The organism is Kineosphaera limosa NBRC 100340 (assembly GCF_000298215.1).
Classification (GTDB): Bacteria; Actinomycetota; Actinomycetes; order Actinomycetales; family Dermatophilaceae; genus Kineosphaera; species Kineosphaera limosa.
Genome location: NZ_BAHD01000070.1, coordinates 1 through 19551, shown reverse-complemented (window position 1 = coordinate 19551; position 19551 = coordinate 1). Strand labels below are relative to the sequence as shown.

At 68.3% G+C, this 19551-nt stretch carries 14 protein-coding genes; 3 read left to right on the top strand and 11 right to left on the bottom strand.

Annotated elements, in window-relative coordinates; all coding sequences use genetic code 11:
* Positions 1 to 103: 103 nt before the first annotated feature.
* Positions 104 to 1297 carry a hypothetical protein gene (locus KILIM_RS17205; protein ID WP_006594009.1) on the top strand — a complete coding sequence of 398 codons (1194 nt, stop codon included), beginning with the start codon at positions 104 to 106 and terminating at the stop codon, positions 1295 to 1297.
* Positions 1298 to 1307: 10 nt separating this feature from the next.
* Here KILIM_RS17205 and KILIM_RS22680 read toward each other — a convergent pair whose 3' ends face one another.
* The 4 genes from KILIM_RS22680 to KILIM_RS17185 all read right to left on the bottom strand — a co-directional run bounded on the left by KILIM_RS22680 (position 1308) and on the right by KILIM_RS17185 (position 7595).
* On the bottom strand, positions 1308 to 3680 hold the full coding sequence (locus tag KILIM_RS22680) for a S8 family serine peptidase (protein WP_006594008.1): 2373 nt from the start codon (positions 3678 to 3680) through the stop codon (positions 1308 to 1310).
* A gap of 231 nt (positions 3681 to 3911) precedes the next feature.
* Positions 3912 to 5915 (bottom strand): IPT/TIG domain-containing protein, encoded by a 2004-nt coding sequence (locus KILIM_RS17195; protein WP_006594007.1) that lies wholly within the window; start codon positions 5913 to 5915, stop codon positions 3912 to 3914.
* A gap of 289 nt (positions 5916 to 6204) precedes the next feature.
* Positions 6205 to 6963 (bottom strand): flagellin, encoded by a 759-nt coding sequence (locus tag KILIM_RS22675; protein ID WP_255247684.1) that lies wholly within the window; start codon positions 6961 to 6963, stop codon positions 6205 to 6207.
* Positions 6964 to 7121: 158 nt separating this feature from the next.
* On the bottom strand, positions 7122 to 7595 hold the full coding sequence (locus KILIM_RS17185; RefSeq protein ID WP_006594005.1) for a flagellin N-terminal helical domain-containing protein: 474 nt from the start codon (positions 7593 to 7595) through the stop codon (positions 7122 to 7124).
* Positions 7596 to 7766: 171 nt separating this feature from the next.
* On the opposite strand from KILIM_RS17185, the gene KILIM_RS17180 reads away from it, so the two are divergent.
* Entirely contained in the window at positions 7767 to 8051 is a 285-nt protein-coding gene (locus KILIM_RS17180; RefSeq protein ID WP_040563723.1) for a hypothetical protein, read from the top strand.
* Between the two features lie 158 nt (positions 8052 to 8209).
* Positions 8210 to 8758, top strand: a complete 549-nt coding sequence (locus KILIM_RS22670; protein WP_006594003.1) for a Uma2 family endonuclease — start codon at positions 8210 to 8212, stop codon at positions 8756 to 8758.
* A 97-nt stretch (positions 8759 to 8855) separates the two neighbouring features.
* Here the strand turns inward: KILIM_RS22670 and KILIM_RS17170 are convergent, their stop codons facing one another.
* The 7 genes from KILIM_RS17170 to KILIM_RS17140 form a co-directional block, all read right to left on the bottom strand.
* Complete coding sequence (locus KILIM_RS17170; protein ID WP_006594002.1) at positions 8856 to 9377, bottom strand: hypothetical protein; 522 nt, start codon at positions 9375 to 9377, stop codon at positions 8856 to 8858.
* A gap of 165 nt (positions 9378 to 9542) precedes the next feature.
* Complete coding sequence (locus KILIM_RS17165) at positions 9543 to 10883, bottom strand: zinc metalloprotease (protein ID WP_006594001.1); 1341 nt, start codon at positions 10881 to 10883, stop codon at positions 9543 to 9545.
* A 208-nt stretch (positions 10884 to 11091) separates the two neighbouring features.
* Positions 11092 to 11346: a DUF3263 domain-containing protein gene (locus KILIM_RS17160; RefSeq protein ID WP_006594000.1), complete on the bottom strand. Its 255-nt coding sequence runs from the start codon at positions 11344 to 11346 to the stop codon at positions 11092 to 11094.
* A 185-nt stretch (positions 11347 to 11531) separates the two neighbouring features.
* The gene (locus KILIM_RS17155; RefSeq protein ID WP_040563721.1) at positions 11532 to 14987 is read right to left on the bottom strand and encodes a PPi-type phosphoenolpyruvate carboxykinase family protein; all 3456 of its coding nucleotides are present in this window, start codon (positions 14985 to 14987) and stop codon (positions 11532 to 11534) included.
* A 356-nt stretch (positions 14988 to 15343) separates the two neighbouring features.
* Positions 15344 to 16609, bottom strand: coding sequence for a hypothetical protein (locus KILIM_RS17150; protein WP_006593998.1), 1266 nt, complete (start codon positions 16607 to 16609; stop codon positions 15344 to 15346).
* Positions 16610 to 16667: 58 nt separating this feature from the next.
* The gene (locus KILIM_RS17145; RefSeq protein WP_006593997.1) at positions 16668 to 17774 is read right to left on the bottom strand and encodes a glycosyltransferase family 2 protein; all 1107 of its coding nucleotides are present in this window, start codon (positions 17772 to 17774) and stop codon (positions 16668 to 16670) included.
* Positions 17775 to 17855: 81 nt separating this feature from the next.
* Positions 17856 to 18848 carry a flagellin gene (locus KILIM_RS17140; RefSeq protein ID WP_006593996.1) on the bottom strand — a complete coding sequence of 331 codons (993 nt, stop codon included), beginning with the start codon at positions 18846 to 18848 and terminating at the stop codon, positions 17856 to 17858.
* Positions 18849 to 19551: the final 703 nt, after the last annotated feature.

Genomic DNA, 19551 nt, shown 5'->3' with positions numbered 1-19551 from the left:
TCGGCCGATCTGCCTATGGTTGAAGGATGTTCCGCACCGCCACCTGAGTCCGACGTCGCTGCGGTCTGCTCAGGAGCAGGCAGGAAGGGTCGAACGGAGGACCATGACGGGTCCTCGGGCACTGCGCATCGCCTTCCTCCCCTACCAAGCAGCCATGTGGGACTCGATGGCCTCGATCTGGCGCGCGGCGCACGAAGACGCAAATACCGAGGTCGTCGTCCTTCCGGTGCCCTACGACGACCTCGACCCCGAGGGCGGTGTGGCCCGTCATTGCCCGGGTGAGCAGCTGCCCGCGGAGGTGCCGACGCAGAGCTCCAACAGCTTCGATCTCGCGGCCTTCCGCCCCGACATCGTCTATGTCCACAACGCCTACGACGCGCACAACCGCGTGACCCGGATCGCTGCCCCGTATCGCACGGACGCGCTGCGCCGCCTGGGATGCGTCCTTGTCTACGTGCCGTACTACATCGTCGGAGGCACCCTGCCGCCCGGGCAGCGGGACCTTGTCGGATACGACAACGTCGATGTCATCGCGTTGCAGACGCCGGCCCACCGCCCCCAGATCGCGGCGCGACACCAGCGCAAGGTCATCGCGCTCGGCACGCCGAAGGCCGACCACGTGGTCCGCGGGATGTCCGACCCCGACGACGGCGGAGACCAGCCGACGCCGGCCGTCACGATCTTGGTGACGACGAGCATCACCGAGGTCCTGCATCACAGCGAACGCGCTCTGGCCCGCACGTGGGAGGTCATCGAATTCGCCGCCGGCCGAGCCGATGTCTCCGTCATCTGGCGGCCACACCCGCTCCTGGCGAGCACGATGATCGCCATGCGGCAGCGGCTCGTGGAGCCCTTCGCCAAGATGCTCCAGGTCGCCGGCCGCATCCCCAACGTGCGGATCGACCTGTCACCGGACTACCTCCCGTCGATCGTGGCCTCGGACTGCTACATCGGCCTGAGCCCGACGTCTCTCGCGCTGCTCTTCGGGGTCACGGGCCGGCCCGTGCTCATGCTCGACTGCGCGGCAAACGACGATGACCCGATCGCCCTGGGCGTCGCGCCTTCGTTCGGTGACTTCGAGGGCTACCTGCCGTGGGCTGCTGCCGACGTGCGCGGCGATGTCACCGTGTCCAGCTTCGTCGACTACGTCGCGACCGGCCGCCACGACCGGGCTGGGCAGGTGCGTCGCTTCGAGGAGGTGACGGGCCCCCTCGACGGGGGGGTCGGGGCGCGGATCCACGCGCGCCTCGCCGACGCGACGCGGGCGGCGGTCTCGAAGACCACCGCCCGCCGCTGAGCCGAGCCGACTACCTCTTGACCTTCGGCACCGCGATCTTCACGTTGACGGGCTTGAGTTCGATGTACGGAGTGACGACCTGGACCGGCACGGCCTTCGTCGTCGTCGACTGTGCCGGGATCTTCACCGTGAGCGAGTCCTTGCCGTCGCTGACGGTCCAGCCGGTGCCCTTGACGAGCTCGGTACCGCCCACCTTCACGACGGTGATCTGGTCGAGGTTCGTGCCGGTGAAGACCGCGTCGCCGCCCTCGGGTGTGAGCGCTGCCTTCGGCGCCTTGAGGGCCGTCTTGGGCACGAGGTACTTGAGCGAGATCCGGTTCGTGGGGGCACCCCACTTCGTCGTGGCGACGATCTGGGCGACGGGCTTGGCCTTGAAGGCGAGCGTCGGAACCTTGACCGTGAGCGACTTGTCGGCGCCGATGTAAGCCCACTTGTCGGCCGCGAGCTCGGTGCCGTTGACGCTCACCTTGGCGATCTTGTCGAGGTCGTTGCCCGTGAAGGAGACGTCTGCGCCCGCCGGATCAAGCGTCTTGACCGTCGTCTTGAGCTTCGGCTTCGGCACGGCGTAGGTGAACTTGCTCGCCTTGGAGGGGAGCTCGTTGGCCGTGACGACGACGCTGACCGTCGCCTTGGTCGTCGTCGTGTTCGCCGGGGCGGTGACGACGATCGCGGTGTCAGAAGCGCTCTTCACCGTGACGGCCGTGCCGTTGAAGGTGACCTTGGCGTCGGCGTTGAACCCGACACCCGTGATCGTCAGCTCGCCACCGTCCGGGCTCAGCGTCTTCGGCGCGTACTTCTTCACGGCCGGCACGACCGCGTAGATGTAGCTGCTCGTCGCCGTGGTCGTCGGGGTTACGATCCGGACGGCGGCGGCCCCTGCCGGGCCTTTCGGGGCTTTGACGACGACGGAGGTCGCGCTCCTGCTAGACATCTTCGCCTTCGCCGAGCCGAACCACACCTCGGTCGTCTTGTCGAGACCCAAGCCGGTGAGGGTCACGGTGTCGCCACCGGAGGTCTTGCCCGCGAGCGGGCTGATCGAGCTGACGACCGTGCCGTTGCCGCCGTTCTCGGCGGCGGTGAGCGAGGCCGGGGCGTTGGCGACGCCGGATCCGCAGCCGGTGCACGGCCCGCCGAAGGGCTTGGCCGAGCTGATGATCGAGCTCTCGACCTGGTCGGGCGTCAGCGCCGGGTAGGCGGCGCGGACGAGCGCCGCGATGCCAGCCACGTGCGGTGCCGCCATCGACGTTCCCTGCATCGGCGCGAACGAACTGGTGCTCGGGCCGACCGCCGACACGATGTTCGTGCCCGGAGCGCTCACGTCGACCTTGGAGCCGTAGTTGGAGAACGAGGCCTTGGCGCCGGTGGGGGTCACCGCCGCCACATTGATCACGCCGTTGCACGCTCCCGGCGAGTGGAGAGCGCTCGAATTGTCGTTGCCGGCCGCCGCGACGATCGCGACGTTCCTGGAACGGGCCTGGTTGATGATGTCCTGCTCGTAGGGGTCACAGCCACCGACGTGACCGAGCGACATGTTGATGACCTGGGCCGGATTGGCGTTCGTCGGGGCACCGGCGACGCTGATGCCGGAGGCCCACAAGATGCCGTCCATGAGGTCCTGGCCACCGATACCGCAGTGACCGCCCACCCGGACGGGGACGATCTTGGCTCCCGGGGCGACCGCTGCAACGGAGCCGGCCACGTGCGTCCCGTGCCAGGACTGTCGGGGGGTTTTGCCGTTGTCGCAGGTCGCGCCGCTCTCCATGACGGGTTCGGCCGGGTCGGCGTCTCGTCCTGCTGTGCCGTCGTGGTCGTTCACCGACGCGAAGTCGTAGCCGGCCGCTGTCTGGGATGCGAGCGCCTCGTGATTCGCCACCTGGCCCGTGTCGAGGACGGCGACGGTGACGCCGGTCCCGGTCGTCTTGCTGTGCGCCCCGGCCGCGTCGACACCGGAGCCCGTGGACCCCATGTTGGTGCCGCCCAGGTACTCCGCGGGGGCAGTGATCTGGTACAGCCGCTCGGGGGAGGCATAGGCGACGTCCGCCTGCTTCCGGATCACGGCGGCGGCAAAGGCCGCCTCCGCAGGCGACGCGCCCTCGACGATGGTCACGCCGGCGCTCGCTTGCCCGGCGACCTCAAGATCGGCGTCGACGCTGGCGTCCGCCACCGCGATGCGCTGCGCGCGCGCGGCCGGGGTCGTGACCTTCGGGCTGAACTTCACCATCACTCGGCCCGTCAGCTGCGCCTTGGCGGTCGGTGCGGCCGCCGCCGGCACCCCCGCCGGAGCCCCGAGGGCCGAGGCGCCGTAGGACCCTATCGGGGCCAGGCCAGCCGCTGTTAGGGCAGCGGCCGCAGCCACGCCGATCCAACGTGTCGTCCGTGACATCGTTCGCTCCTCTGTCGGCCCCGCGGGCGCCATCCGTGGTGCGCGTATCCCTTTGCGCGCAGTCCTTTGCACATGCCTATCGGCCGCATGGACGGCCGTATGAGTCGGGAGTCTCGGACTTCCGACTCAGTCGTGAAAGCGCGATGCCGCGCCGCCCCCAAAGGGCGACGCGGCATCGTCGGTTGGTGGCCCCTGACGGGACTCACCTCAGCGGATGATCATCAAGCAGCCTTACTTGCCCGTGTAGACGAAGGACAGGTCGGTGCTCTTGATGCCGTAGGTGTTGACGAAGGTGATCTTGGAGGTCTTCGTCGCGTCCTTGGCGAGAGCCGGAGTCACCTTCGGCATGATGATGGAGAACGTCTTGTTCGTGTCGTCCACCGTCGCCGTCACAGGCTTACCGTCCACGAGGACCTTTGCACCCGGCTGAGCAGTCGCGGCCGTGATAACCACTGTCACATCCTCGGTGTTGTCGCTCGCGAGCGGGCTGGCGGTCACCGACGTGGCCGCAGCCTTGTAGGTGAAGACGACCCCGTTGCTCTTGCCCCTCCACTCGTTGAGCAGAGACACCACGACCTGCTTCTGGGTGGCGCCGGCAGTCCACTCGGACGCCTTGATCTCGGGCATCGTCACCTTGATCTTGGCACCGTCGATCCAGGCAACAGCGGCGGTGGCGCCGGTTCCCTTTTCGGCCTTGATCTCGTAATCGGTCGTACCGATCCTGACGGTCTTGGCCGTCGACACCTTGTCACCGGTCAGTTCGATATCGACGCCACCGGCGACGGAGCCTTCCTTGGTCGTACCGATGGCCACCGTGCCCATCTTGGGGGCGACGTACTTGACCTTGACGGCCTTGATGTCGTTGCCCCACTTGTTGACGGCGGTGAGGTTGACGGTGCCCAGGGCCCGGTCGTTTCCACCGGCCTTGACGGTCAAGGACTTGGCCGTCGCGTTGTAGAACCAACCTGAGTCGGCCTCATCCAAAGCTGCAGCGGTCTCGGCCTCTTCCAGGGCCTTGTCGTTGAGCTTCATGCTCGCAACGAGGTCGAGGTAGGTCTTGTCGCCCTCAAAGACGATCGTGCCGCCGCTGACCGCGTCCAGCTCAAGCTTCGTTCCCTTCTTGACCTTCAGGGCCGTCTTGTTCTCGAGCCAGTTGACCTTCATCGCCTTGCTCGGCGAGTCCCACTTGTTCGTGGCGGTGATGGTGAAGGACTTGTCGGTCTTCTTGTCGGTGCCGCGCGCGGGGACCTTGACCTGGATCTGGTCCTTCTTGGTCTCGTCGACATACCACCAGCTTCCGGCCTTGGCGCTGGTCAGGCCCGCTTCGTTGGTCGGCTTGGTGATCTTGACCGCGTCCGTCGGCGTCGTCTCGACGTGGCTGAACTTGATGCCACCGGCCGTCGTACCGGACGTACCAGCCGCAACATACGCAAGGTTCTTGCCCGTGAGGGTGAGCACGCCACCGTCCGGGGTGATCTTCTCGGTCTTGACGGCTGCCTTGAGCGTCGGGATGGCCGGGTTCCACGACAGCTTGATCGTCTGGCCCTTCTTGTTCCACTCGTTGAAGACCGTGAAGCTCGTGCCCTTCTCGGTCGTCGACGCGCGCTTGTCGAGGTGGACGTAGAGCTTGTTGTCCTTCGCGGACACCTTGCCCTCGGCCGGCGTCGCCGTGGCGGTCGCCTCGGCCGCCATCTCCTCGCCGGCACCGTTCTTCACGGTGAACTTGTCGCCGGGCTTGACGTCACCCGTCGGGGTGACCTCGAGCAGGACGCTGTCCGGCACCGGCTTGAGCTTCGTCTTGTCGACGGTCACCTTGACCGCGGGGATGACGTACGTGAACTTGAAGTCCTTCGAGGCCTCGCCCGAGGTGACAGAGATCGTCGCCTTGGGGTCGCCGCCCGCTGCGAGCTTCGGCATCGTGAAGGCGATCGACGAGGCAGAGACGGCAGCGGTCAGGGTGGCGTCGCCGACCTTGACCGTGGTCTTGCCCTCGGCGGTGTCGAAGTTGGTGCCGCTGATCGTGATGGCGGTCGTGTCGCGAGCCGCGCCCTTGGCGACCGAGATCTTGCCGAACTTCGGCTTGGCCGGCGCGGCGTCCGCGGCCGGAGCGAAGGCCACAGCCTTCGCAATGCTGGAAGTAAGGGGGGCTGCCTGAACTGCAGGGGCGGCAACGAGGCTGGCACCGGCCAGCATCGCAACCGCGCTCGCGCCGACCCAGTTCTTCATCCGTGACATTTCATTCTCCTTCGCCACCTGGGGAGGTGGTGGCCGTCCGTGGCTCGCCGTGCCTGGGGTGACTCGGCGTTGTGCCTGCCCCATCGACGCTGCCCTCAGGCGTCTGAGTCGTCTGTTCAAAGTCGCCACGGGACAATCAGATTGGCTGAATGAAACCTGGGCAGCACTCGCTTTTCGCACTTCTTGTCCGATTTGCGCAGGGCTTCGGTGGCGTGACGTCGGACTCGAACTGGGGCACGACTCGACCACCGGACGGAGCGCAGCTCCACCGGCATGTCCGGCTGAAGGCCTACTGCAGGAGCTTGAGCACGCTCTGCGGCACCATGTTGGCCTGCGAGAGCATCTGCATCGAGGCCTGAGCAAGGATCTGCCACCGTTGCAGGTCGACGATCTCTTTGGCCATGTCGGCATCGCGAATGCGGCTTTCCGACAGGGCAAGGTTCTCGGCGGAGACGCTCACCGACCTGATGGTGTGGTCCAGCGCGTTCTCGGTGGCACCCATCTCCGCGCGCCCCTTGCTGACGATGGCGATGGCGCGGTCGATCTGGATGATCGCGTCGTAGGCGCCTGAGTTCCAGGTGTCCGTGTGTGTCTCTTCCCGACGCGGGGTGGGGGGAAGGGTGATCACGGGCGTTTCGCGGATGGTTCCGAATCCGGGACTCGTCCCACCGATGGTGCCGCCGGGAAAGGCAGGAATGATCGTGGTCGTCGTCAATGACCCTGCCTCGCGGGTGACGTCAATCGCGCCCAGGATGTCTTCGGACCCGTACCCGCGGCCCCGTGCCGGAATCTCGGGCGTCGCGGGGATCTCGTTGCGACCGGCCCGCTTCTGCTCCTTGCTCACCGTATTGGGGATCCCGACGACGCTGATGTCACCGGCGCCGCCCTCCTTGGCTGTGACGATGAGGTTCTCGTTCACGCTCGTGCCGTCCAAGGCACTGCGAGCGCCGGGACTGGCGGTGAAGGCCGCGCTGAACGCCGGGTCGTTATTGAGTTGGTCGACAAGGTCCTCGAGAGTGGTGGGCAGCGGATTCATGCTGACGTCCACCGTCGTTGTCTGGCTGTCTATCGTGTGCGTAAACGACACCGGATCTGCGATGGCAGCCAGGCGCGCCGGGTCGTGGACCTCCCAGAGTGCGACAGCAGCAGGCTCTGGCGGGATCGCCGGGCGACCCGGGACGGCCGGGACGAGGGCGCTGATGATGTTCACTGGTTTGGTGTCGCCGGCATTGGCCCCCACCTGCAGCTTTTTTCCCGAAAGGTACCGTCCAGCAGCGAGGTGCCGTTGAACTCGGTTTCGTACGCAATGCGGTCGATCTCGGCGATCAGCTGACCCATCTCTACCTGGACCATCTGCAGATTCTCCGAGGTCATCACCCCGACGTTCGCCGCCTGCACGGCAAGCGTGCGCATCCGCTGCAGAATCGCGTGGGTCTCGTTCAGCGCACCTTCTGCGGTCCGCAGTAGGGAGATGCCGTCGCCGGCGTTGCGGGCCCCTTGATTGAGGCCGTTCACCTGAGTCCGCATGTTCTCGGAGATGGCCAGGCCGGCGGCATCATCTGCCGCGCGGTTGATCCGCAGCCCGGACGACAGCCGCTCCATGCTCGTAGACACGCCGTTCTGGTTGTTCGTCAGAGAGCGGTAAGCGAACAGGGCGGAGATGTTCTGATTGATCTGCATGGCCGAGTCGACGTCCTTCCGTCCATGGATCTGCTGCGCGGGGTCCGATCCTCCGATCGGCTCGCCTCGCGCACAGCTGAGACCCGGAGTTTTGCCGGTGGCCCACGCCGCGATTGGGTTGGCGCACCGGGATCACCCCGGCACACTGGATCAATGGAGAGGAGGCACGCTATGAGCCTGCAAACCCCGCTACGCCCGCTCACGCTGGACGAGTGGGATCGTTTCTGCGACGAGCACGAAGACGCGTACGAGCTCGTCGGCGGCATCCCCGCCTACCTCGTCATCGAGACCGGTGGCTCCCCCGCCGACCCGCCACGACTGACACTGTTCGACCGATTCGAGGCCGGGCTCGACGGCACGCCGCGCTACGCCGACCCAGCCGGCGACGGCGCCATCGTCACCCTGCAGATCGGTGCCCACACGCTCACCCTCACCGCCGCCGACCTCACGGATTGATCCCGCGCCGAGCTCGGGCATGAGATGGCAGCGCCCAGGCGGACGCGTTATCCATAGGCGCAGCGCCGGCGCCAGCGGCACCCCTCCGACGCGTTTTAGGCTCGGCGGGTCGGGACCGCCCCGGGCATACTTGAGAGATTGCAGGAAGGAGCCGCCGCATGAGTACCGCCACGAGCCTGACGGTCGCCGAGTTCTACGCCTGGACCGCCGACCGGGAAGGCGTGTGGGAACTCGTCGGCGGCGTGCCGGTGATGGTGCCCCCAGAGAGTCACGAGAACGTCTATGCCGCGTCCAGCCTTCAAGACCTGCTGCGGGCGCGCGGGTTGTCCCGGCAGGAGTGGTTCATCGCAGCCCACGCCGCCTTGGACCTGCCATTGCCGACGCCGACGCTGCGCCTGCCCGATCTGCTGGTCGCCCGACTCTCGCCCGGAGGTGAGCTGAGGGTCGGCGCGGCCAACACCCTCCTCGTCGTCGAGGTGCTCTCCCCCTCGACCGCGCGCACCGACCTCGGCACCAAGCGCCGCGAGTACGCCCGCGCCGGCATCCCGAACTACCTCGTCGTCGATGTGCGCGGTCCCTTGCCCACCCTGCGCCTCTTCAACCAGATCGTCGACAACGACTATCTCGACGCAACTCCTTGCGACCAGGTCAGCCTGCAGTTCGGCGACCAGGTCATCGACCTGGCCGCCACCGACCTCCTCCGCTGACGCGACCCGCATTCACCGCACGCACACAGTGCCTCACACAAACCGGGATCGTCGGCCCCCCCATCTGCCGACGATCCCGGTTTGTGTCAAGCGTGCATCACAGGCGGCGGCACTGGCCTTCCTTGTTGCCGTCGACGACGTTGCGGCCGCCGGTGATCGCGTTTCGGTTCGAGGAGCACTTGAGGTTGCCGTCGACGCGGTTGGTCGACACGGCCTGGCGGCCGCGGTTGCGCAGCAGCTCGATGTTGCCGTCGACGCGGTTGGCGGTCAGCGTCGTCGACTGACCGCGCTGCAGCTTGATGTTGCCGTCGACGGTGGAGTTGTTGACGATGACCCACTTGTGGTTGTTCGACTCGATGTTGCCGTCGACCGTGCTGCGGTTGACGCGCAGCGTCGCGTTCGCCCCCACGCTGATGTTGCCGTCGATTGTGCTGCGGTTGATGATGCAGGTCGCGCCGGGCCGCACCCGGATGTTGTCGTCGATGCTGCGGTTGCTGATCGTGCCATTGCAGGTCCGCGTCGACGCCTCCGCGGGCATTGCGCTGATCCCGACCATGGCACCGCTGGAAACCAGTGCGGCCAGGCCCATGGAGATGTTCCGACGATTGATGACGCGCATGATGGTGCTCCCTCGTGTGTGTCACGGCCGCAGGATTGGCCCCGCCGGCCGAGCCGGCGGTTCCGCCGACATCACCAACACTGCGGGACGAAAATGGCCCGACGATGAGGCGCCGATGAGGGACCTCTCATCTGGGCAGGCGTGCGGACGCCGGTCCCCCGACCGTCAGGCGCAGGCGTCGCCGCGCAGGCCCGCGATGCGCTTGGGGCTGTCCTGCTTCGGACGGAGACCTATCCGCTGGAGGCCGTTGAGGTCGCCGGCACCCCACGTCGTCAGTGCGGGGTTGATCTGCGGGTGCATCAGCTGCTTGGCGTCGTCGGGATGAGACAGCCCCGAGGCATGTGCCACCTCATGCATGATGATCTGCTGCCAGGTGCCGTTGCGACTGGATTTGTAACCACCGTCCAGCCGATGGCGGGCGTCGAGAACGACATAGCCCTGGTCGATGAAGCCGTCGCCGTTGGTGTCGACGTAACTGCCCCAACCCGACGACCTGCCCACCTTCGCCGGCAGGAGAGTCGACGTGGCCGACGCCGAATTGTCCGCGAAGCCGATCACCAGCTCGGCACCGCCGAGAAACGGCTGCAGGGCCGCGGCGCCGCTCCCAGGCTGCTGTGGAATCGGCTGCTCGTGCTCGACACGCGTGAACTTCAACCCGGTGGCCAGGGCGAGCTGCTCGACCGCGCCCGCCACGTCAGCAATCATCGCCGCGCGCTTGGCGGCCTCGTCGGCGCCGGCGTAGCCCGGCGGGATCGAGGCCAGGTTGATGCCGTACTTGATCTCGCGCACCTGCGTGCCGGCACAGGGCTGCCAGCGCGCGCCGCCCAACAGCTTGAAGGCCGTGTGCCTGCCGGCCGCCAGCTCGATGGTGAACTCCCTCGAGGTCGCGAGCGTGGCCCCTCCCCTCGGCACGACCACCCGGTAGCTCGTCTGCGCCTGCAGGTCCTCCGACACCGCAGGTAGCGCGTACGTTCCGTCGGCCGCGGCCTTCACCGGCTTGCCCACCGGCACCCACTCGCCGCCGAACCTCTGCTCCAGCAGCGCGTGAGCTGCATCCTTGAATGCCGCGCCCTCGTTGCTGATCCGACCCGTGACGGTGAACTTGGCGTTCGGCGACACGTAGTGATGGTCGGGAGCAGCGCTGACCACAACCCCAGACTGCGCCGGGATCGGCAGGAGAGGGTCAGGAGGGTCGACAGCTGCGGCGTCGGCCGAACGGGCGTGCGGGGCCGGCGGCTGGGCGGTCGCCCACGAATCCGGGCGCAACCCGCTGTCGGACAGCAGCACCGGGCAGCCGACAACAGCGACAGCGGCGGCAACCAGCCGCACCATCATCCGCCGCACCACCGCGACGACCTCGTTGCCTACCCCGACCACGTCGGCGGACGCGACAGGGGCCTGGTCCTGGGCGGCCGCGGGACCCCCTGCCCTCGACCCGCCGCCGACCGGCGACGCCTGGCAAGGAAGGGTGGCGGCTATGCGGCGGCGCGCAGCGAGGCGGGACATGTGAATCCTCCTGATTCGAGATTCATCCGTGAAAGCACGTCAAAGGAGCGCGTGCTGTTTCCGTCCCATCGGTTAACCTGCGCTTAACCTGAGATTCACCTGAGCGATCGCCCAACACCGGTGCGGAGGCGGGGACACACCCTCGGCGAGCACGTCATCGAGCTGCGCGCCGCGGACTTCATCCTCGAGACCTGAGCCCGGCGGGGCGTCAGCTCTTGAGGTCGCGCAGGCGGCGCAGTTCGTCGATGACGTCGGGGGCCGCCGCGTGCGCCTGCGGGTCGTCGACCAGTCCGCGCAGCACCAGCGTGTAGCCGTTCGGGGTCAAGCCCAGCCGGTGGTGCGCCTCCGCGGCCTTTCGCGGCCACACCTCCGGCGACGCGCCGAACTCCCGCTCGATCTCCAGCACCTCGCGGTCGCGCGCCGACAGACCCCGTTTGCGCGGGCGCCGGTTGACGATCTCCATGACCACTCCCCCTCTCTTCTGGTCACGTGCCCCATCGGCCCCGGCGCCCGACGACTGAAGCACCACCGCCCTGCGACCCCGCTCACGACGACCAAGCTCACGACGACCCCGCTCACGGCCGCGACCACGACGAACGCCCGGGCCCCGCCGAAGCAGGCGGGCACCCGGGCGCAGTCGAACGAACCTCAGCGATACGAGACCTGACGGCCGATGGTGCCGACCAGCGCCTCCCGGTACTCCGGCGACGACACCTGCTCCAGGTACTCCCGCTCGTCGGCCAAACGGCCCTCCAAGCCCAGCCGCGCCACGACCCGCGCGTTACCCGCACCCTCGTTGAACGACGCCAACGTCGCCACGCCGCGCTCGGCCTGACGCACCGCCTCGGCCTGCCGCGCATCCAGCCGCGCCGCGTACCAGTCACTGGCCAGCACGTTCTCGCGGGTGAACAGCTCCCGCACCTCCGGCGAGCTCAGCGTGTGCCCGTCCGAGGTCTTGCCGTACGCCATGATCTCCAGCAGCGCTCGCAGCGGCGGGATCGCCAGGTCGGCCGTGCCGTCCTCGAAGTACCCCTTCGCCACACGTTCGTGTGTGGTGATCATGACGTCGACCGCGTCGACGAAGATGCCCAGATCCTGCTTCTCCGGGCGCAGCATCTCCGGCGTGAACACGGCCTCGGGGTGCATGAAGATCCGACCGAAGAACGTCGACGCGAACTTCTTCGTGATCCGGTACCCCAGCCGACTCGCCTCCACGAGCCGGCCGTCGATCTCGATGTCCGTGACCCGCTCCAGGTAGCCCTCGGCCACGAGCCGCGACGCCGCCCGCTCCTGCGGGCGCATCCGCGAGAACACCTCCGGCACCAGCAGGCTGATGTCGTGGTCCACCCGCACCCGCGGCCCGATGTAGCCCGCGCTGCTGATCCACCCGTCGTAGCCGGTGAGGATGTAGGAGAGCAGCGCCGCGTTGAGGTCGTACGTCGTCGGCATCGCGTTGAACGGTGCCTTCGTCAGCGCCCCCTCCGAACCCGCACCCGTCGTCGACGGCGACTTGCCGGTCATCGAGCTGATGAACTCCATGAACAGCTCCGGCAGCTCCAGGTAGTGCAGCGGGTTGAACGCGCACAACGCCGGCACCCCCTCCTCCGGAGGGTTGTTGCGCCGGCCCGCAGCGACGACGTCGACCACGTAGGGCAGCGGCTCGTCGACCGGCAACCCCCGGTGCAGGTGCATCGCCAGCAGCGACGCGGCCGTCGCCACCGGATGCGAGAGGTCGGGGCGCACCTGCAGGTAGCGCGGATTCTTGCTCGGCTTGCCGTCGACCAGCCGCGGCTGCGCCGAACACACGAAGTAGCTCGCCAGCCGACCATCGACCGCGCCCCAACCGTTCGTGTGTGATCCGTTGTGGTGTGCCGGCCCGTCGACGTAGTCCTGCGGCTCGCCCGCCTCGTGCGCGGCCACCTCGATGAGCTCCTGCACCGGGCCGGTGAACCGGCTGAAGTTCACCGCGTCGTGCGTCATCTCGACCGCGTCCTCTTGATCCAGCGGTTCGAAGTTCGACAAGAACGTGCCAGGGGCCGAGATGTCCAGCTCCGCCTGCTTGTCGTAGCCGCGGTGAATCGCCTCGTCGGGGCGCTGGAACAGCAGCCGCTCGCAGTTCTCCACGACCTTGCCCGACAACCCGTCCGGCCGGCCGCTCGCCTGCGCCGGCACGACGATGCTCGCCGTGATGTCGTCCTCGGTCTGCACCTTGACCGCCGGGGCGAAATCGGGCCGCAGCCCGAACACCCGCCACGCGCCTTCCTCGTCGAAGCCGACCCGCAGGGTGCGCACCGCCACCCGCTGCTGATCCAGACGCAACGCGTTGCCGGGCCGCCCGTTGATGACGCCGACGCTGAAGTGCTTGCGCCAGTCCTGCCCCCACTCCGGCCGGTACGCGCTCTTGATGACGTAGATGAGCTCCTTGACGTGCGAGGGGATCGTCTCCAGCCACGCGTTGTACTCGTCGGTGAACAGTTCGCTCGGCGTCAACAGCTTGATGACCGAGCCGACGCTGCGCTCCGGGCCGAGAATCGCCCGCGCGTCGTGCCCGCGGCGCTGCGGGTCGGCGAACCGGTTGCCGAAGTCCTTGGCCAGAATCTCCTCGACCGTCGCCATGTCTTTCGCGAAGTCCGCGACATACGCATTGCCGTAGTTGATCGCGTCGGTGATCGCCTTCGAGATCTCCGACTTACCCCCACCGGAGACGGTGCTCGGCTTGTGGAAAGCACTCACCCACGGCGCCGTGCCCACCAACGCCCACTGCGTCGGGTCGTCCGCGTGCTGCTGCATCCGCACCCGATAGCCGTCGGGGCTGAAATACGTGCGGTCGGCCCGCAGCGGAATCCGCGCGGTGTCGTCGTCGCCGGGCCAGGTGACGTTCTGCTCACGCATGTTGAACGTCACCTGCGCCGGCACCACCACGAACGGATAGTCGACGTGCTCCGCGTGCCCCTCCGGCTGCAGCTCGAAGGCCTCCGGGTCGCGCTGCACGACCTGCTCGACCGTCGCGCTCGGCGGGGTGAACCGGTCCGTGTACTCCTGCCCCAGGTCGTAACTGGGAAAGGCCAGCGCCCCGCCGGCGTGCTCCTCCTCGGCTTGACCGGAGAGGTTGGCCGAGTAGCCGATCTGCGTCTTGACCTCTTTCTTGCAATAGCCGAAGTAGTTGTCGGCGATAACCGTGACGATGACGCCCCGCTCGTCGCGCGCACACGCCTTGAAGGCCTGCCCGTTGTTGTACAGCTCGTCGTCGCTCTTCCAGCACATGCCGTCGCGGCGCTGCCGCGGCGTCGCGTCGTCGTGATGCGGCAGCCCCAGTTCCTTCTTCGTCACCGACGTCAGGTGCGGCGCGAGAATGACGTAACCCGTGTGCCCCGTCCAGCCCTGCGGCGCCATCGCCGCGTCGTTGTCCGGCAGATACGGGTCACCACCGTTGCCGAAGATGCCCTCGACGAAGTCGAGATTGCTGACCAGGCTGCCCGGAGCCATGAACCGGATCTCCATCCGCCGCTCCCCCTCCGCGCCCGGCACCGCCGGCGAGACGAGCGGGCGCAGCAGCAGCGAGACGAAACACGCCGCCGGCTCGGGCAGCTGCGAGGTGTACGGCAGCACCATCGACTCCTGCGGCGGCCGGGTGGCCCGGTCGAGCAGCGCGGCGAAGACGCCCTTGGGCACGACGAGCTTGTCCTGACTGACCGGCAGGCCGCCGTCGGCGATGTGGAACACCCCGGCCGTCGTGCGCCGGTCGTTGTGCGGGTTGTGCAGCACCCCGTTGAGCAGCCGGTAGCTGCGCACCAGGGACGAGGAGAAGTAGTCGCCGTCGGCCGGCAGCGACAGCTCGCGCGCCAGGCCCGGTTGATCCAGCACCAGCGAGGTGCGGGGCAGCTGCACCTCTTGCGACACGTCGGACAGGTAGTCGTCGAGGAAGAGTTGCACCCGCTCGTCGACGCGCGGCAGACGCTCGTCGAGGCGGCGGGTCAGCTCGCGCTGGCGGGCAAGAAGTGGGGAGACGACCGCCTCGTGGCCACGGTCGGATTCGGCCTCGTGCGGCAGGTCCAGCAGGGCCAGGCGCAGGTTGATCGCGTCGTGCAGGTCCATGAGATCCATGCCACACATCTCATCACCAACGCGCCGCGCGAGGGAAGGACGAAAGGGCCTGTACCGCCGGTCTCCGCGATAGTTGGGAGTCCCCCGACAACGGCAGTGCCGTGGATGGTGATCTGCCAGAACCCACCACCCACGGCACTACTGCATCCGCCCCCGGGGCACGAGCCGACCTCGACGTTTCCCCTGATGACGTCGTGTCGATCATCCGCCGCGGTGGACAAGGTCGACTCCACCACGCCGACAGGCCCAACTCCAAGCCCTACCGGGGGAGTTCAACCGAACGCCAGAGCGCGCGTGACGCCCCCTCAACCGAAAGGTTGAATGGGCAGTGGTGTCGAGCGACAGGGCCCGTCGGGTCACATGATGCGGACAGCGGCGGGCTTCTCGGCCCGCACGTCCCGCAGCGCCTGCGCGACCGACGGGCCGGGCTCCGGCAGCGCCGACAGCGCGGCCGCGACCTCGTCCAGGTGCCGGGCGTCGGCCTGAATGAGCAGGTCCGCCAGGCCGTCGGCCGACCGCGGCCCCCACAGCTTGAGCAGCATCCGCCCGTGTCGCAGCGCCAGGCCGTGTTTGGCGACCAGGTCGACGCAGCACTCCAGCGCCTCCTCCAGCTCGCCGATGCGGTTGGCCATGATCATCTGCTCGGTCAGGATCTGCGGGCTCGCGACGACGGTGCCGTCGGAGGAGGTCGCCGACTCCAGCTTGCGCAGAATGTCCCAGGCGACCCGCGCCTGCCCCTGCGCGGCGTGCACCTGAGCGGTGAGCCAGTCGCTGTAGTCGTCGTCGCCCCCGTCGGCGCGCAGCTCCGCGATGAGCTTGTTCGCGCCGCTGAAGTAGCCGTGCTCGATGAGCAGGGTCGTGAGGTCCTCGCGGGCGCGGCGGCGGTAGGGCTCCCCGGCGCGCACCCGCCGGGCGCGGTTAAGGTCGGCCAGCGCGCCGTCGTCGTCGCCCAAGGCGCGACGGGCGCGGGACCGTTCGACGAGCGCGGTGACCAGGTCGTTGCCGCCGATACCCTCACTGGTCAGCTTGGCCAGCGCCGCGTCGGCCCGCGCCACGCGGCGCACCAGCCGGTCCCGCTGATCGCCCTGGGGCACCACGACGGCCCACACCGAGCACACCTCGACGCCCGCGTTGAGGCTGACGAGCTCACGGCCCGGCTCCATCGGCTCCAGCCGGTCTTCCAGCGCCCCGACGAAGTGCGCCCGCTCGGGCCGATACACCCGCGGCTCCCGGGTGGCCGCCCCCGCCGCCCGGCCCCGGCTGACCTCGACGGCGATGGCGTCGGGCTCGCCGACCATCCGCTCTGGCAGGGCCAACAACTTGGTCAGCGCCGGGATGTCGACGCGCAGCCGCTCCCCCGGCTCGAGCACCAACACCCACGGCGCGTCGGTCATGCACGCGGCGGCATTGCGCGCGGCGGCAAGGTCGCCATCCCACTGCCCCTCGTGCACCTTGGCCCCCGACTGTCGGGCGGCATTGAGGAGTTGCTCGGTCGCGCCGGCACCGTACACGCACACCTCGGTCAGCAGGTGACCGAGCTGGCGAACGGACTGCAGGCACCCGTGCAGGTCACGAACCTCGTCGTTGACGACGAGGCACACGGCGATCCGCGGCGCTGTCATGACCACCTATCGACCCGGCTCGGCGTGTCTTAAGCGACGAAATCGCTTCGATCTGCTATTAATTCGCCGATCCGTCGTTGGCCTGGTTGGCCTGATCCGAGCGGAGCGAGGCGCTGCGGCTGGCCTGCGACCGGAGCCGGTTCGCGACGTCCCACCATCGGCTCGCCTCGGCCTGCTGGCCGAGCACGAGGCACAGCGCGTAGAGGCTCTGCGCGGCCAGAAAGCTGCCGCGACCCATGAGCGAGCCGGCCAGGTCGGGCCGGTCCCCCATCTCCAGGCAGCGGGTCCAGCAGCTGAGGGCCAACGGGGCCAACTCGTTGGCCGACCGCGGGTCGGCCAACAACATCTCGAAGAACAGGTCGCCGATGACGTAGGCGAAGTCCGGGGAGTCGCGCCACTGCGCCATGTGCTGGTCCATGAGCGCGATCGCGACCGGAAACCGTCGGGCCGCCCGGGCCACGTCGATGGCTTCGATGACCACCTCGTGTCGGCGCGGATGTGCGGGGTCCATCCCCTCCAGCGCCTCGGCGTAGGCGTCGTAGGCGGCGAGCAGGCGGCCGTCGGCGCGCACCACCTCGCCGAGGTCCATGAGCATCTCGGGGTCGCCCGGGCGCAGGCTCAACCCCTGCAGCAGCACGGTCTCGGTGATCGAGCGGTCGTAACGCCAGCGGGCCGGCTCCAGGTCGTCGCTGGCCAGCACCACGCCGGTGCGCAACTGGGTCAGGCCCTCGACCATCGGCTCCTCGGGGCGGCGACCGGCGTAGCGCACCCCGGCGGGCAACAGCCGCGGAGCGAGGGCGACCGGAGAGAGCCCGCGGCCGTGATCGCCGGGGATCATCGTGACAAGCCCGACGTGATCGCACGGCGTCTCGGCCAGGGCCCGCAGCCCAGCCCCGCCGCCGTCGATCCACTCGCGGGCCTCCAGCACGACATTCCAGTCCGCCCCCGAGCGGGCCAGCGCCTCGTTGCGCACCGCCGAGGGATCGCGGCTCCACACGCTCGACTCGACGCGCGCGCCGACGCGCCGAGCCCGCTCCGCCGTGTCGTCGACCGAACCCAGGTCGAGCACGACGAGCTCGTCCACGTGAGGCTTCGCGGAAAGCAAGGCGCGCTCGATGACCCGAGCGTCGTCCCGGGCGATGATGACGACGGCAACTGTGCCCACGAATCTCCTCCTGCGGCGGACTCCAGTGACCCTCATCGGCCGGTGAACTCAGATGTTGATCTCCCTGGTGAGAGCGGGAGCTCAGGCCGGATGCGGCTCGGGCACCCCAGGCGCAGCGGCCACCGGTGCCGCCGCCGACGACTCCGGCGTGGACACCGGGCCCGTCGCCGGGAGGGGCGCAGGTGGCGGTGCGCCACCGTTCGAGGCTCCGCCAGCCGCCTCCCCGTCGCCGCCGATGGGCTCGGCGCTGATCTGCGGCAGCAGGAGGTCGACCGCGAGCTGGGTCGCCTGCCGCACCTGCACCATCATCGCGGCGCCGGCGTCGGAGGCGATCTGCGCGCGCAGCATGCGCACGGTCTCGGCGGGCAGGTCGGCGTCGGCGATGCGCGAATGGGCTTCGCGACTGTTGATCTCCGTCACCCCCAACGACTTGATGGCGCGCTCCATTCGCTGCTGGGCGGCGGCCATCTCGGCCCGGTGCGCATAGAGCGCCTCGAGGGCCTCGTCCAACCGGTCCAGCGCCGAGACCGCCTTCTCCTGGGTTTCGACGGACAACTCCTCCAGGCCCACGGCCTCGTGATCGGCGGCGCGCAAGGGAACCTCGATGACATCGGCGGAGTTCGGGCCCACCTGAATGCGCAACCTCGGGGTGGAGCCGTCGAGCACCGCGATGTCGTTGATGCGGGAGCGCCGGGCGATGGCGTCCAATTCGTCGAGGGTCAACACCACCGAACGCTGCATCGCCGAACGCTGAGTATCGGTGTAGGTGCCATTGGCCGATTGCACCGCCATGACCCGCATGCGCTGCACGAGATCGGTCGTCGTCTGCAGCGTGCTATCGGCGATCTGCACGAAGTTGATGCCCTGCTGGGCGTTGCGGCCGGCCTGGCGCAGGCCCTCGAATTGACTCCGTACCCGTTCGGCGATGGCCAGGCCAGCGGCGTCATCGACCGCACTGACGAGGCGACTACCGGTCGCGATGCGCGCCGAACTCGACGCGACGATCTGTTGCTGGTGTTCCCAATGCCGATGGATGGTACGCATCGCGGCATCGCTGTCGACGGGGATACGCATCGTCGGCCGCCTTCCTTGAGCGATACCCCGCCATCCTTGGCGGGGGCCCGAAATCTCGGGTTATCCCCATATCGGCACGCCGGCACACACTCTGAAGGAGTGGTTGAGACGGCCCCTGGGCCCGTCCTGGGGCCCGTCCTGGGGCTGACGAAAAGGCGAGCAGACAGGCACAGGCGCCCGGCCGGGTCAGACCGAGCGCCTGCACCGACATGCGCGGCTGTGGTGGCAACAGCGGATGTCGAGTGGCAAAGTGCGCTCTGCGCAACGGACGACCTGTCCCCGAGTCGCCGGATGTCGCGCTGGAACGCACCGCCTATTTCGGTGGTGGTGTTCTCAGGTGTTCTTGCCTCACGAGGACGACGCCGGTGGTGGCGCCGGTTCGCATCCTTGCGTGCGCGTGACCGTTCCAGAAAAACCAAGTTCCTCGTCGACGGCTCCGGGGCCCTGCAGTGCGACGTGCCGTCACCCGTCCCTTCGTCGCCAGATATACCTGCGTGAGGTCCTTTACTACTTCTTTGCCAAGGTTCGAGGGAGTCTTGACCAAGGTCGCCCTCCGGGGAACTCCCGGGGTGCCCCCTGGGCGCTCCCCCGGGCTCTCGACAAGCCCGCAGACCGTCGGCGCCGTCTCGGCACTTCGACGTCGGCCTCCCGGTCAGGCCCCGATGGGCTCGGCGAGGATCTCGTCGGGCACACCGCAGCGGCG